Source organism: Pseudomonas guariconensis, from assembly GCF_015680235.1.
Taxonomy (GTDB): domain Bacteria; phylum Pseudomonadota; class Gammaproteobacteria; order Pseudomonadales; family Pseudomonadaceae; genus Aquipseudomonas; species Aquipseudomonas guariconensis_A.
Genome location: NZ_JADLJL010000056.1, coordinates 1 through 14942, shown reverse-complemented (window position 1 = coordinate 14942; position 14942 = coordinate 1). Strand labels below are relative to the sequence as shown.

Genomic DNA, 14942 nt, shown 5'->3' with positions numbered 1-14942 from the left:
GGCCCCCCCCGCGCGCCGCGGGGCCCCCCTGGGCGGGGGGGGGGGGGGCGGCCCGGCGATGGGCTGCAACGCAGCCCTGCTACCTGAGCCAACTGCCTACGTCACCCTCAGGGCAACTCCGACTCCACCCGATCCCGCCCCGCCTGCTTGGCCGCATAGACCCCGGCATCGGCCCGCAACAACAACGCATCCGCACCCTCTCCTGTTCGCCACCCCGCTACGCCGAAACTCGCCGTCACCCGCCCTACCCCCTCGACCGCCACATTCCGTACCCCCTGCCACAACTCCAGCGCCAACAACCGCGCCTGCTCGGCATTGCTTCCCGGGCACAACACCATGAATTCCTCGCCGCCCAGGCGACAGAACACATCCGTGCGCCGCAGCCGATTGCCGATCCGCTGGCACAGGCTGCGCAGCACATGGTCGCCCACCGCATGCCCATACTGGTCGTTGATATGCTTGAAGTAATCGATGTCCAGCATGATCACTGCCAGGTCCAGGCCATCGCGTTGCGCCCGCTCCAGCTCATGCTTGAGCCGCTCCTGGAAATAGCGGCGGTTGTGGATACCCGTCAGGGAATCGGTGACCGACAATGCGCGCAGTTCCTCCTCCACCCGCTTGAGGTCGGAAATGTCCGTCAGGTAGCCGTGCCAGACCGTGCAGCCGGCATCGTCGACCTCCGGCGTCGCCTCCCCGCGGACCCAGCGCAGGCCCGCCTTCGGCAGCACAACCCGGTACTCCTCGCGCCAGGGCGCAAGATGCTCGGCGGAATAACGCACCGACCTACGCACCCGCTCCAGGTCGTCCGGGTGGATGCGCTCGAACACCGCCGAGGCGTCCTCGCGCAGCACCTGCAGGTCGATCTCGTAGATGTCGCGCAGCCCTTGGCTCGCGTAGGAAAAGCACGAGTGCCCGTTGGCGTCCTGCCGATACTGGTAGATACCGCCCGGCACTTCGGCACTGAGCTTTTCCAGGAGCCGGTCTCGCGCCGCCAGCGCCTCATGCACCCGGCGCCGTTCGGTGACATCGATACAGATCGCCAAGTACCCCACCCACAAGCCCTGCTCATCGAGCACGGCGGTCACCAGCATGTTGGCCAGCAGGTGGCTGCCATCCTTGCGTACCAGGGTCCACTCCCCTGGCTCGCTGTCACCCTCCTGCACCGTTTCGGCGAACATCGCCTGGCCGCCGCCGAAATCACGCCCATAGCGCTGGCGCAAGGCATGGGCGCGCTGGCTCAGTTCCTCGGGCGGAACCAGGTCCTCCAGGCGCAACTGGCCGATCGCCTCGCTGGCCGAATAGCCCAGCATGCGTTCGGCACCGGCATTGAACGTGCTGACCACGCCCCTGAGGCTGGTGGCGATGATCGCCACCTGGGTGGCGGCATCCAGCACGCTGCGCAGCTGGTTGTGGGTATCGCGCAGGGATTGTTCACTGACGCGCAATTCGGCGGTGCGCTGCTCCACCAGGCTCAGGGCGCGCTGACGCTGGCTGAACAGGCTGTAGAGCAAGGCGCTGAGCAACAGGCTCAACAAGCCGCCCAGCAAGCCGACGGCCACCGCGGCGGAAGAACGGTTGGCCTGGAGGAAGGCCAGGCTGGGGCGAATGTCGAGCGGGTAGTGGTGGTCCGCCAGGTGCAACAAATGGCTGCTGGCCAGGGGTACCGGGGCGATCGGGTTCTGCGAGTCGAACAGCACCTCCGGGCCCTTGCTCCCAGAAGCATCGGTGATGCGCACCACCAGGTTGTCCTCCTCCGTCGGCGGCAGGCCTTCGGCGATCAGGCGTCGCATGCTCAGCAGCGCCATCACGTAGCCAGCCGGCAGGCCGTCGACCACACCCTCGGCGAATACCGGCGCCACCACCAGCACGCCTCGTGCATAGGCCGGTTCGACATTGATCATGTCCAGCGGCGCGGAAACCGCCATGCTGCCCGGCGACTGGGCGCGAATCAGCGCCGCCTCGCGCACGGGCTGGCCGCGCAGGTCCAGGCCATAAGGCTGCCCCTGCAGCGAGGCTGCCTGGGTGTAGAGCACCGGGTAGTAATAGTCGCGCTGGGCGGCTGGCTGCCAGTTGCCCTGCTCGTCCTGGTCGCGAATCTGATAGTCCTGGCCCAGCCACGCCCTGGCCCGGCGCTCGAAGTCACCCCGCTGGCCGGCATCGACCCGTGGCGCCCAGGAATAAGCCTGGGTGCGGTACAACAATGGCCGGGCATAGCCGTCGAACTCGAGCGGGGTGATCTGGGTGGAATAGCTGAAGAAGCGCCGCAGCCCGTCCAGGCGCTGCTCCTGGTCTTCGAAACGTTCGGCGATACGGCTGTAGCGTTCGTTGGCCAGCAAGTCGAAACGCTGACGCAACTGCTGCTTATAGAACGCCTGGGCAGCGATCACCAAGGCGGCGGTGAGCAGCCCGCCAGCGACCAGGGCCGCCAGCGCCACCGCCCACGCAGGCAATGCTTCGCGAAATACGCCAAGCACCTTCGCACGCACGCCACACTTCATAGAAGGATCTCACCACGTCAGCGTCCTGCGAATTGTCCAGCCCTTCGCTGAGTTATAGCTATTGGCCACTAGCCGCGCAACGTAGCTTGTCGCCTCAGCGAGCCTGAATGCGCCAGGCTTTGTGGATCCGGTTGTTACGGGCGAAATCCGGGTCCAGGGTCTGCGCGCTGATTTCCTCGACCGCATAACGCTCCACCAGCCCCGCGTCGAGCTGGAACTTGCGGAAATTATTGGAGAAATACAGCACGCCCCCTGGCGCCAGCCGAGCCATGGCCAGATCCAGCAGTTGCACATGGTCGCGCTGCACGTCGAACACGCCTTCCATGCGTTTGGAGTTGGAGAAGGTCGGCGGGTCGATAAAGATCAGGTCGTAGCTGTCGCGATTGCCCTCCAGCCATGCCATGACGTCGCCCTGCTCCAGGCGGTGGCGGTCGGAAAAGCCATTGAGCGCCAGGTTGCGTCGCGCCCAGTCCAGGTAGGTTTTGGACAGGTCGACGCTGGTGGTGCTGCGCGCCCCGCCCTTGGCCGCATGCACGGTGGCGGTGGCGGTGTAGCAGAACAGGTTGAGGAAACGCTTGCCGGCCGCTTCGCGCTGAATACGCATGCGCATCGGGCGATGGTCGAGGAACAGGCCGGTATCCAGGTAGTCGGTGAGGTTGACCAGCAATTTGACGCCGCCTTCGTTTACCTCGTGGAAACGGCCTTCAGTGCCCTGGCGTTCGTACTGGCGGGTTCCGCTCTGGCGCTCGCGGCGCTTGAGCACCACGCGCTGCGGGTCGATGCCCAGCGCCTGGGGAATGGCCGCCAGAGCGTCGAGCAGGCGCGCCTGGGCCTTGTCCGGGTCGACCGAGCGCGGCGCGGCGTATTCCTGCACATGCACCCAGTCCTGGTAGAGGTCCACGGCCAGGGCATACTCGGGCATGTCGGCATCGTACAGACGGTAGCAACCGACCTGCTCGCGGCGGGCCCACTTGCCCAGTTGCTTGAGGTTCTTCTGCAGGCGGTTGGCGAACATCTGCGCGCCCTCGGACAGGCGTGCCGGCTCACTGGCAATCGCCACCGGGCGGCGCGGCTCGCCTGCCTCAGGCTCGGCCTGGCGACGCTCGCCGGTGACGAACTGGTCGGGCTGGACCTTGAACAGCAGCAATTTGCACGGCAGCGCGCCGTTCCAGAACGCGTACTGCTTGTGGCTGCGAATGCCCATTCGCTTGCCCAGCTCCGGCGCACCGGTGAACACCGCCGCCTCCCACCCCAGGCAGGCCTGGCGCAGACGCTCGCCAAGGTTCTGGTAGAGGTAGAGCAGGCTCGCCTCGTCGCCCAGGCGCTCGCCATAGGGCGGGTTGCTGATCACCAGGCCTTTCTGGTTCTGGTCCGGGCGCGGCTCGAAGCTGCCCACCTCGCCCTGGTAGATCTTCACCCAGTCGCCCAGGCCCGCACGCTCGACGTTGTTGCGCCCCGGCTGGATCAGCCGCGGGTCGGCCTCATAGCCGCGGATCCACAGTGGCGGCTTGGCCAGCCCCACCTGGGCGCGGGCCTGGGCCTCGTCATGCACTTTGCGCCACAGCGCCGGCACATGGCCGAGCCAGGCCGTGAAGCCCCAGCGTTCGCGCTTGAGGTTAGGCGCGATGTCGGCAGCGATCATCGCCGCTTCGACGAGGAAGGTGCCCACACCGCACATGGGGTCGGCCAGGGCGCCACCTTCGGCGGCGATACGCGGCCAGCCGGCGCGAATCAACACCGCCGCAGCCAGGTTCTCCTTCAGCGGCGCAGCGCCTTGCTGCAAGCGGTAGCCACGTTGGTGCAGGCTGTGGCCGGAGAGGTCCAGAGACAGGATCGCCTCGCCACGCTCCAGGCGCAGGTGCACGCGCAGGTCTGGGTCGATCTTGTCCACCGAGGGGCGCTGGCCTTCACGGTTGCGCAGCTTGTCGACAATGGCGTCCTTGACCTTCAGGGCACCGAAGTGGGTGTTGTCGATACCCGAGCCGTGGCCACTGAACTCCACCGCCAGGGTGCCGTCGGCCATCAGGTGGTCCTGCCAGTCGACGCCATGGACGCCGTCGTAGAGCTCGTCGGCGTTCTTCATGGAGAAGCGCTTGAGTACCAGCAGCACGCGGTTGGCCAGGCGCGACCACAGGCACAGGCGGTAGGCGGTTTCCATGTCGGCCGAGCCGCGGATCGCCGAGGTGTGCTCGCGCACCTCTTCAAGGCCCAGGCCACGGGCTTCCTCGGCGAGCAGGCCTTCCAGGCCTTTGGGGCAGGTGAGATAGAGTTCGAAACGGTCCGACATGAGCAATCCAGAGCCTTGGGCTGGTTGAGTGACGGGCCGACGCATCGCCCCGCCTGAGTTTGCCCGGGCGCCCTTCCAGCAGGCGCTCGGGTGGCCTGCCCAACAAGAGCAGACCGGGCCACCTGATCGACGAGCCCATCGCGTCATGGCGAAAATGGGTTAGATCGTCAGGCAGTATGAAAATTTCCGGTGACGGGGTCACGCCTGTGACCCTTCGTCGCATTTCAAATTGTTACCGCACTTCACCGGCCCCCATGGCCAGTTGACCGCAAATAGGCACTAAACCCTGATCATAGCGGGCTCAACGACAAATCAGGTTGAGTCGCATTTATTTACTTATCCTCTGACCCTAGGAAAGGTTACGTCCTTATGACAAATCGATCATTCACACTGTGACTCGCTTTGGTTAGAACTGGCCTTAGGTTGTCTCGCAATGAGGCAACACCTTCCGCTCGCCACGCCGGCAGCGAGCGCAAACCGGCAGAACGATTCTGCCCGGCCTCGGAGAGGCCGACGGGACATTACAGTCAACAAGTGAGGGCAACACCCTATGAGAAGACTTAAGCGTGATCCGTTGGAAAGAGCATATTCACGTGGCTACCAGTATGGGGTCACCGGCAAATCCCGCGAGCTTTGCCCCTTCAACCTGCCGTCCGTACGCCAAGCCTGGATCAATGGCTGGCGCGAAGGACGGGGTGACAACTGGGATGGCATGACCGGCACCGCTGGCATCCAGAGACTCAACGAAAATCACGCCGTTGGCTGAGACGAGGACACTGAATTCGAGTCACCATGCGCGCCCCATCCGGGCGGCGGGCTGAGGCCCAGGGGCCCCCTCGAGGGGCCCTTTTTTATGCCTGTCCTTTTTATTGCCGCGGCATGGCCGCAATGGCGTCCACCGCCTCGCGGATCAGCGCAGGCCCCTTGTAGATGAAACCCGAGTAGATCTGCACCAGGCTGGCACCAGCGGCGATCTTTTCCGCTGCGTGGCGCCCTTCGGTGATCCCGCCCGCGGCAATGATCGGCAACTTGCCGGCCAGCTCAGCGGCCAGCACCTTCACCGTGTGTGTGCTTTTCTCCAGCACCGGCGCACCGGACAGGCCACCGGCCTCGTCACCGAACGGCAGGCCCTGGACGCCTTCGCGGCCGAGCGTGGTGTTGGTGGCGATCACCGCGTCCATGCCGGTTTCCATCAGCGCCGAGGCCACCAGGGCGGTTTCCTCGTCGGTCATGTCCGGGGCGATCTTGATGGCCAGGGGCACGCGCTTGCCGTGCTCGCTGGCCAACTGCTCGCGGCGCACCGCCAGGGCTTGCAGCAGTTGCTTGAGCGAGTCGCCGAACTGCAAGGTGCGCAGGCCCGGGGTGTTCGGCGAACTGACGTTGACGGTGATATAGCTGGCGTCGGCGTAGACCTTTTCCAGGCAGATCAGGTAATCGTCCACCGCGCGCTCGACCGGCGTGTCGAAGTTCTTGCCGATGTTGATGCCCAGTACGCCGTCATAACGCGCAGCACGAACCCGCGCCAGCAGGTGATCGACGCCCAGGTTGTTGAAGCCCATGCGGTTGATGATCGCCGTGGCCTCGGGCAACCGGAACAGACGCGGCTTGGGGTTGCCCGGCTGAGGGCGCGGGGTCACGGTGCCGATCTCGACGAAGCCGAAACCCAGCTGGGCGAAACCGTCGATGGCCGCGCCGTTCTTGTCCAGGCCGGCGGCCAGGCCGACCGGGTTGGCGAAGTTCAAGCCCATGACCGTTACCGGCAACGCCGCCGGCTGCTTGCACAGCAGGCCGTTGAGACCGAGGCGGCCACCGGCGCCGATCAGGTCCAGGGACAGGTCGTGGGAGGTTTCCGGGGAAAGCTTGAACAGCAGCTGGCGGGCCAGGGTATACATGGGCGGGCAAGACTCGCGGTGAGTGAGCGGGCGATTATAGCCAGCGCGCGGCCCGGGCGACAGGGGCGCTGGCACATGGGTTGCTTCATCGGGTACAGGCAGACTGCTCCGCACCGGCGAGGAACCCCTTGAACACAGCATTCCCCACAACACCCCTGGCCTGGGTCAACGGCAGCGATGCCCCCGAGAAAACCTGCCTGGACATCGGCTTCATGGCCCTGACCGACTGCGCGCCGGTCGTAGTGGCCGCCACCCAGGGCTTCGCCCAGTTGCAGGGCCTGACCCTCAACCTCAAACGCCAGGCCTCCTGGGCCGGGCTGCGCGACAAGCTGGTCAGCGGCGAACTGGATGCCGCCCATTGCCTGTACGGCCTGGTCTACGCCGTGCACCTGGGCCTGGGCGGCATACCCAACCATGCCATGGCCGTGCTCATGGGCCTGAACCAGAACGCCCAGGCCCTGAACCTCTCCCCGGCCCTGCAGCGCAAAGGCGTGACCAGCCCCGAGGCATTGTCGCGCCTGGTGCACCAGCATGGCGCACGCCTGACCTTCGCCCAGACCTTCCCCACTGGCACCCACGCCATGTGGCTGTATTACTGGTTGGCCAGCCAAGGCATTCACCCGCTGCAGGACGTGCGCAGTGTGGTGGTCCCCCCCGCACAGATGGCCGCCCACCTGCAGGCCGGGCGTATCGACGGCTTTTGCGTCGGCGAGCCCTGGTCGGCCGATGCGGTGGCCAAGGGCTTGGGCTTTACCTTGGCGACCAGCCAGTCGATCTGGCCGGACCATCCGGAAAAAGTCCTCGGCGCTACCCGCGCGTTCGTCGAGCAATACCCCAACAGTGCCCGAGCGTTGGTGAAGGCGGTCCTGGCCGCCAGCCGATTCATCGAGCAAAGCCAGGAAAACCGCCGGAGCACGGCCCAGCTGCTCAGCGGCAAGGCCTACCTGGATACGCCCCTGGGCAGCATCGAACCACGACTGCTCGGCGATTACCAGGACGGCCTGGGCAACCAGTGGCACGACCCTCACGCCCTACGCCTGTTCGACCAGGGGCGGGCGAACATGCCCTACCTGTCCGACGGCATGTGGTTCATGACGCAGTTCCGCCGCTGGGGGCTGCTGCGCGAAGACCCCGACTACCTGGGCGTGGCCCGTCAGGTCCAGCAGTTGGGCCTCTACCACCAGGCGGCCGAGGCCATCGGCGTGCCCTGCTCCTACCCCCTGATGCGCAGCAGTCTGCTGATCGACGGCAGCCGCTGGGACGGCAGCGACCCCCACGGCTATGCCCGCAGCTTCCGCCTGCACGCCCTGGATGACACCCCTGATGCCCAGGCCCGCCTGTGAGGAGAACGGACATGCTGCGAATCCTGCTGATCGATGACACCGAACGAAAGGTCGGTCGCCTCAAGGGCGCCCTGATCGAGGCGGGCTTCGAGGTGATCGAGGCCGCTGGCCTGACCATCGACCTGCCCACCTGCGTCGAAACCGTGCACCCGGACGTGGTCCTGATCGATACCGAGTCACCAGGGCGGGATGTGATGGAGCAGGTGGTGCTGGTCAGCCGCGACCGTCCCCGCCCCATCGTGCTGTTCACCGACGAGCACGATCCAGGCGTGATGCGCCAGGCGATCCAGGCCGGGGTCAGCGCCTATATCGTCGAAGGTATCCATGCCGCGCGTCTGCAGCCGATCCTCGACGTGGCCATGGCCCGCTTCGAGAGCGACCAGGCGCTCAAGGCCCAACTGCTGGCCCGGGACCAGCAGTTGGCCGAACGCAAGCGCATCGAACAGGCCAAGGGCCTGTTGATGAAAATGAAGGACTGCAACGAGGAACAGGCCTACACGCTGATGCGGCGCCAGGCGATGAGCCGCCAGCAGAAGCTGATCCAGGTGGCCGAACAGATCATCGCCATGCACGAGATGCTGGGCTAGCTGCAGCCCTGCGCTGCCTGAACCGCCATTGGCCAGGTTTGCGTGATCCTGAGCGGGCTTGTCCCGCGATGGGCTGCATAGCAGCCCTAATTGGCCCGGCTCTTGCTGAGTACACCCCACAGGTAGCCAACGGCGGTTGCCACATTCCCCGACAAAGACGTCGCTCCCCTTCCACGCCAGTGGACCGGGAAGCGGCGTCTTTTTCGTTCCGGCCCTGCACAACCAGGGCGTGACTAGCGTTGCAAGCCGCGCGAGGTGTTCGATGAATACTAGCTTCTGGAAATCCGGGCATGTGCCCACCCTGTTCGCCGCGTTCCTGTATTTCGACCTCAGCTTCATGGTCTGGTACCTGCTGGGCCCTCTGGCGGTGCAGATCGCCGCCGACCTCGGACTGAGCGCACAGCAACGGGGCCTGATGGTGGCTACGCCGATCCTGGCCGGCGCAGTGCTGCGTTTCGCCATGGGCCTGCTGGTCGATCGTTTGTCGCCGAAGACTGCCGGGGTGCTGGGCCAGGTGGTGGTGATCGCAGCCCTGGCCTGCGCCTGGCACCTGGGTATCCACAGCTATGAACAAGCCCTGCTGCTGGGCGTGTTCCTCGGTTTTGCCGGCGCCTCGTTCGCCGTTTCCCTGCCCCTGGCCTCGCAGTGGTATCCGCCTCAACACCAAGGCAAAGCCATGGGCATCGCCGGCGCGGGTAATTCCGGCACAGTGTTCGCCGCCCTGCTGGCCCCTGCCCTGGCTGCAGCCTTTGGCTGGAACAACGTGTTCGGCTTCGCCCTGCTGCCCCTGGTGCTGACCCTGGCCTTGTTCGTTCTGCTGGCGCGCAATGCACCGCAACGGCCCAAGCCCAAGGCCATGGCGGACTACCTCAAGGCCCTGGGCGACCGCGACAGCTGGTGGTTCATGTTCTTCTACAGCGTGACCTTCGGCGGCTTCATCGGCCTGGCCAGTGCTCTGCCCGGCTATTTCAGCGACCAGTACGGCCTGAGCCCGGTCACCGCCGGCTACTACACGGCCGCCTGCGTATTCGCCGGCAGCCTCATGCGCCCGCTGGGCGGCGCCCTGGCCGACCGCTTCGGCGGGATCCGCACCTTGCTGGCCATGTACAGCGTGGCAGCCATCTGCATCGCCGCCGTTGGCTTCAACCTGCCCAGCGCCGTGGCCGCCCTGGCCCTGTTCGTCAGCGCCATGCTCGGTCTCGGTGCGGGCAACGGCGCGGTATTCCAATTGGTGCCCCAACGCTTCCGCCAGGAGATCGGCGTGATGACCGGGTTGATCGGCATGGCCGGCGGCATCGGCGGGTTCCTCCTGGCCGCAGGGCTGGGAGCGATCAAGCAACACACCGGTGACTACCAACTGGCCCTGTGGCTGTTCGCCAGCCTTGGCCTGCTGGCCTGGTTCGGCCTGCACGGCGTCAAGCAACGCTGGCGCACCACCTGGGGCTCTGCGGCCGTCACTGCAGCGCGGGTCTGAGGAGATGCCATGAGCCTGCAGTTGAGCTTCGCCCAAGCCACGGCCACCGGCCCGCGGGCCGAAAATCAGGATGCCCTGCGCCTGGTCACGCCCGCTCCGGAACTGGCCGCCAGCAAGGGCTTCCTATGTGCACTGGCCGACGGCGTCAGCCAGTGCGCCGACGGCAGCCTGGCCGCGAAGGCCACCCTGCAGGCGCTTGCGCTGGATTACTACGCCACCCCCGCCACCTGGGGCGTGGCCCAGGCTCTGGACCGCCTGCTACTGGCGCAGAATCGCTGGCTGCGCGCCCAAGGCAAAGGCCAACCGCTACTGACCACCCTCAGCGCACTGGTCCTGCGCGGGCGTCGCTTCACCTTGGCGCATGTGGGTGATTGCCGTGTCTATCGTTGGCAGGCCGGCCGCCTGCACTGCCTGAGCGAAGACCACGTCTGGGACCAACCGGGCATGCAGCATGTGCTCAAGCGCGCCCTGGGCCTGGACCAGCATCTGCTGGTGGACTACCTCGAGGGCGAGCTGCAGGATGGCGACTGCTTCGCGCTCCTCAGTGATGGCGTCTGGGCCAGCCTGGGCGACCAGCGCATCCGCTCGGTACTGCATGACCAGCCTGACCTGCAGGCAGCCGCCGACACCTTGGTGGCCACGGCCCATCGATGTGGAAGCCAGGACAACGCCAGCGCCTTGCTGGTACGTGTCGACCAACTGGGCTCGACCAACCTCGGCGACACCCTGGCACAACTGCAGCAGTGGCCGGTGCCTGGGTTGCTGCGCCCCGGCCAGTCGCTCGATGGCTGGCAAGTCGAGTCATTGCTGTCGCGCAGTCGTCAGTCCATGGTGTACCGGGTGCACGACAGCCACGGGCAAGCCTGGCTGCTCAAGACCTTGCCAGCGGACCTGCATGCCGAAGCAGGCGCCACCCAGCGCCTGTTGCTGGAGGAATGGTTCCTGCGCCGGGTCGCCGGGCGGCATTTCCCTGAAGTGCACAGTGCCAGCCAGCGCCAGCACCTGTACTACCTGATGCGCGAATACCCAGGGCAAACCCTGGCGACGCTGTTTGCCGAGCACGGGCCGCTGCCCCTGCAACGCTGGCTGGAGGTGGCGCGCCAACTCCTGCAGGCGGTCGGGGCGCTGCACCGACGCAACCTGCTGCACCGGGACATCAAGCCGGACAACCTGCACCTTGGGCACGATGGCCAGGTGCGGCTGTTGGACTTTGGCCTGGCCTATTGCCCAGGGCTCTCCGAAGACGCGGCGCACGAGCTGCCCGGCACGCCTTCGTTCATCGCACCGGAGGCGTTCGAAGGCGCCCAGCCCGGTCCACAGCAGGACCTCTATGCGGTCGGGGTGAGTTTGTACTTCCTGCTCACGGGGCATTACCCGTATGGCGAGGTCGAGGCATTCCAACGGCCCCGGTTCGGCGCAGCGGTCGATCCGGCACGCTACCGGCCGGATGTGCCGGCCTGGGTGCAGGGGAACCTGTTGCGGGGCGTGGAGCGTGACCCTGCGCGGCGGTTCGAGACGGCTGAGGAATGGTTGCTGGCCTTCGAGCGCGGGGACCGGGACGAGGCGCCCAAGCGGGCCCGGCCGCTGCTGGAGCGGGAACCGTTGAAGGTCTGGCAGGGGGTGGCGTTGTTGTCGTTGCTGCTAAACCTGGTCTTGCTGGTGGCATTGCTCAAGCAGTGAGACACCACGGCACTGCGGCTCACACAGCGGGACGTGTCTGCAGCGCTGCAGCCAAAAAAAGAAAAACCCGGCCGAGGCCGGGTTTTTCATGAAGCATCAAACCAAATTACTTGGCTTGGGCTTCGACCTGAGCTTCAACGCGACGGTTGATAGCGCGGCCTTCTTCGGTGGCGTTGTCAGCAACCGGACGAGTCTCACCGTAGCCAACCGAGTCGATACGGGTCGATTCAACACCGTACTGCTGGGTCAGGACTTCCTTGACAGCATTGGCACGACGCTCGGACAGCTTCTGGTTGTAAGCATCCGGACCAACGGAGTCGGTGTGACCTTCAACGGTGGTGGTGGTCTGCGGGTACTGCTTCATGAAGTCAGCCAGGTTCTTGATGTCGCCGTAGCTGTTTGGCTTGACGACCGACTTGTCGAAGTCGAACTTGACGTCCAGCTCAACGCGTACGACTTCGGCAACAGCCGGGCAGCCGTCGGCGTCAACGGTAACGTTGGCCGGAGTGTCAGGGCACTTGTCGACGTTGTCGCAGACGCCATCGTTGTCGCTGTCGGAGCAGACTTCGGCAACAGGAGCCGGAGCAGCTTCAGCTTGCTTCGGGCTACCGCCGAAGTTCATGCCGATACCAACGCTCGGGGCCCACTCGGTGTCGCCCTGGTCGATGTTGTACTGAGCTTCGACGCCAGCACGGGCGTAGAACATGTCGGTGATGTACCACTTGGCGCCAGCGCCAACGTTGGCGAAGGTGGAGTGGTCACGACCGCCACGGCCGGTCTGGCCCAGGCTCTGGTGCGAGAAACCAGCCGAAACGTACGGACGGATAGCGTCGTACGGGTTGTTGAAGTGATAAACGGCGTCCAGGGCGGTGTTGGAGCCCTTGATGTTCTTGCCGTCTTCGCCACGAGCGTTGTGAACTTCGTCGTAGCCCAGACGCAGTTCGACGTCGTCGGTCAGGAAGTAACCGATCGAGCCACCGAACAGGTTGCCGTCGTTCTTGAAGTCGCGCTGGCTGTCGAAGAACTCCTTCTTGTAGAAGATCTCGGTCTCGACGGCGCCTTGACCTTGTGCCAGAGCGCCAAACGAAGTGGCGGCTACAAGCGAACCAATGGCCAAGCCCAAGGTGTTTTTCAATTTCATCCGTTAAATCCCCATCTGGTGATAGTTAAGCAGTCCCACCAACATCCGGGGGACAACTCGACGGCAAGTCTAGCAGAACTTGCCGGTTGGTTAGAGAGATTTACAAGCCACTAAGTTTCAGTGAGCCCTGCAAATTTCTCCCTAAGCTTGTCGAGCGCACGTTTGTAGCGCATTTTCGTGGCGCTCAGGCCCATGTGCATGATGTCCGCGATCTCCTGGAATTCCAGCTCTGCGACAAATCGAAGCACCAGGATTTCCCGGTCGATCGGGTTCACGTGCACCAGCCATTTATCCAGCCCACCTTTTTCTTCGGGCTTCGGTGCCTTGTCCTCGGACGCCTCTTCGACAGGGTCCAGGCTCAGGGCATCCATCAGCCTTCGTTTGCGTCGCTCCTTGCGGTACTGGGTAATGCATTCGTTGTAGGTAATGCTGTAGAGCCAGGTCTTGAACTTGGACTTACCCTCGAAGTTCTTCAGGCCGTACAGCACTTTGAGCATCACTTCCTGACAGACATCGTCGGCATCCCGGTCGTTCCCCAGGTAACGTGCACAGACGTTGAACAGGGTCCGTTGGTAGCGCCGCATGAGCTCCTCATAGGCGCGGGTTACGTGAAACAGCTCCTCATGCGAACGCGCCACCAACTCCTCGTCAGTGAGTGCTCGGGGGTCATAGCGCATGGGCGGCGAATGAACTTTATTCAAAACGGATCTGGCCGACAGTCGGGTCAATGTCGCCGCTCGGCCCCGTGGGCCAGTTTTCGCGGCGGCATACATTAACAGCTTTTGTGCGGTTAGCGGCTATTGACTCGCTGCTCGAGCAATTCACGATTGGACAACGACACCAGTTCGCCATCATCGGTCAGCAGGGTCGTCTTGACCGTACCGATCTCCTCGATCTGCCCTTCGACCTCGCCAATACGCACCTGCTGGCCGACTTGATAGAGTTCACGCACGTAGATTCCCGCCAGGATCTGCCCGGCAATTTCCCGGCTGCCCAGGCCCATCGCCAGCGCAACGGCCAGACCAACGGTAATCAGGCCGATGACGATCACATGGTTGAGCAGGTCGGTCTTGACCTCCAGCTGGCTGATCGCTACCGAGATGCTGATGATGATCACCAGGCCCTGGGCGATACGCCCGACCCCGGCGGCATACTCCAGGCCCACCCCTTCGGCGGCGCCGCGCACCAGGCCATTGACCAATTGCGCCAGGAGCACGCCGGCCAGCAGCACCAGGGCCGCGCCGAACACCTTCGGCAGGTACAGGGCGAGCATGTCGAGGGTCGCCGACACCCGCTCCAGGCCCAGGGATTCTGCGGCCGAGACCAGGAAGATCAGCAGCACGAACCAATAGACGATCTTGCCGATCAGGGTGGAAATGGGTACCTGGATGCCGACCCGGCTGAGCATCTTGGTCAGGCCGGTGCCGCTCATCAGGCGGTCCAGGCCGAACTTGGCCAGCAGCTTGGACAACAGGGTATCGAGCAGCTTGGCCACCACGAAACCGAGCAGCACCACGACCAGGGCGCCGAACAGGTTGGGGATGAAGTTCGCCACCTTGGTCCAAAGGGCGGTCATCGCGGTGACCAGGCTCTGGGTCCAGAGATCGAGTTCCATATTCAATCGGCCTTATCAGCTTTTCTGCCAGCGGCAGGGTTGCGGCGCACCGGCGCGACATGCGCCGAGCCATTGTTCACGGCGATCATCAGCGCCTGGCTCCAACGGCCGAGCAAGCTGAACAGATCACCCGCGCCGACCTGGCGGTTGGCGGTCTTGAGGACGCGACCCAGGCAAGCGGCATCGTCACGGTCCTGGCCGGACGGCGATGCCTTGAGCAGGTCGCGCAAGGATTCTTCAAACGGATCGTGCATGGGCACCTCGCGTGATGTCTGTCAAAGACGAGGGCTCGGGACGATGGGTCACACCCGGATGTGGGACGAATGTTTCAAAATGCATAGCTGGCCGCCATTCCCCATCGCGGGGCAAGCCCGCTCCCACAGGTTCGGCGCCACTTGAAGGGATGCACCGAACCTGTGGGAGCG

The 14942-nt window shown here is 64.7% G+C and carries 12 protein-coding genes; 5 read left to right on the top strand and 7 right to left on the bottom strand.

From position 1 onward, the window contains the following. Window positions 1–107: 107 nt before the first annotated feature. Both IRZ56_RS22385 and rlmKL read right to left on the bottom strand, forming a co-directional pair. Complete coding sequence (locus IRZ56_RS22385; protein WP_196146939.1) at window positions 108–2498, bottom strand: diguanylate cyclase; 2391 nt, start codon at window positions 2496–2498, stop codon at window positions 108–110. A 94-nt stretch (window positions 2499–2592) separates the two neighbouring features. After that, a complete protein-coding gene (gene rlmKL / locus IRZ56_RS22380; RefSeq protein ID WP_196146938.1) occupies window positions 2593–4785 on the bottom strand; it encodes a bifunctional 23S rRNA (guanine(2069)-N(7))-methyltransferase RlmK/23S rRNA (guanine(2445)-N(2))-methyltransferase RlmL in 2193 nt (730 codons plus the stop codon). A 550-nt stretch (window positions 4786–5335) separates the two neighbouring features. Here rlmKL and rmf point away from each other — a divergent pair. After that, window positions 5336–5551 (top strand): ribosome modulation factor, encoded by a 216-nt coding sequence (gene rmf / locus IRZ56_RS22375; protein ID WP_080642046.1) that lies wholly within the window; start codon window positions 5336–5338, stop codon window positions 5549–5551. Window positions 5552–5651: 100 nt separating this feature from the next. Here the strand turns inward: rmf and IRZ56_RS22370 are convergent, their stop codons facing one another. Further along, window positions 5652–6677 carry a quinone-dependent dihydroorotate dehydrogenase gene (locus tag IRZ56_RS22370; protein WP_196146937.1) on the bottom strand — a complete coding sequence of 342 codons (1026 nt, stop codon included), beginning with the start codon at window positions 6675–6677 and terminating at the stop codon, window positions 5652–5654. A 128-nt stretch (window positions 6678–6805) separates the two neighbouring features. On the opposite strand from IRZ56_RS22370, the gene IRZ56_RS22365 reads away from it, so the two are divergent. The 4 genes from IRZ56_RS22365 (at window position 6806) to IRZ56_RS22350 (ending at window position 11761) form a co-directional block, all read left to right on the top strand. Next, entirely contained in the window at window positions 6806–8020 is a 1215-nt protein-coding gene (locus tag IRZ56_RS22365) for a CmpA/NrtA family ABC transporter substrate-binding protein (RefSeq protein WP_196146936.1), read from the top strand. Window positions 8021–8031: 11 nt separating this feature from the next. Beyond that, complete coding sequence (locus IRZ56_RS22360; RefSeq protein WP_196146935.1) at window positions 8032–8607, top strand: ANTAR domain-containing response regulator; 576 nt, start codon at window positions 8032–8034, stop codon at window positions 8605–8607. Between the two features lie 262 nt (window positions 8608–8869). Then, the gene (locus tag IRZ56_RS22355; protein ID WP_196146934.1) at window positions 8870–10081 is read left to right on the top strand and encodes a nitrate/nitrite transporter; all 1212 of its coding nucleotides are present in this window, start codon (window positions 8870–8872) and stop codon (window positions 10079–10081) included. Between the two features lie 9 nt (window positions 10082–10090). Next, window positions 10091–11761 carry a bifunctional protein-serine/threonine kinase/phosphatase gene (locus tag IRZ56_RS22350; RefSeq protein WP_196146933.1) on the top strand — a complete coding sequence of 557 codons (1671 nt, stop codon included), beginning with the start codon at window positions 10091–10093 and terminating at the stop codon, window positions 11759–11761. 106 nt (window positions 11762–11867) lie between these two features. Here IRZ56_RS22350 and IRZ56_RS22345 read toward each other — a convergent pair whose 3' ends face one another. From IRZ56_RS22345 to IRZ56_RS22330, 4 genes are all read right to left on the bottom strand, one after another. Then, window positions 11868–12902: an OmpA family protein gene (locus IRZ56_RS22345; protein WP_196146932.1), complete on the bottom strand. Its 1035-nt coding sequence runs from the start codon at window positions 12900–12902 to the stop codon at window positions 11868–11870. A 110-nt stretch (window positions 12903–13012) separates the two neighbouring features. Further along, window positions 13013–13579 carry an RNA polymerase sigma factor SigX gene (sigX, locus tag IRZ56_RS22340; RefSeq protein ID WP_196146931.1) on the bottom strand — a complete coding sequence of 189 codons (567 nt, stop codon included), beginning with the start codon at window positions 13577–13579 and terminating at the stop codon, window positions 13013–13015. A 113-nt stretch (window positions 13580–13692) separates the two neighbouring features. Continuing rightward, window positions 13693–14517 (bottom strand): mechanosensitive ion channel family protein, encoded by an 825-nt coding sequence (locus tag IRZ56_RS22335; RefSeq protein WP_084855104.1) that lies wholly within the window; start codon window positions 14515–14517, stop codon window positions 13693–13695. Between the two features lie 2 nt (window positions 14518–14519). Beyond that, complete coding sequence (locus tag IRZ56_RS22330; protein WP_043206741.1) at window positions 14520–14771, bottom strand: hypothetical protein; 252 nt, start codon at window positions 14769–14771, stop codon at window positions 14520–14522. Between the last annotated feature and the right edge of the window lie 171 nt (window positions 14772–14942).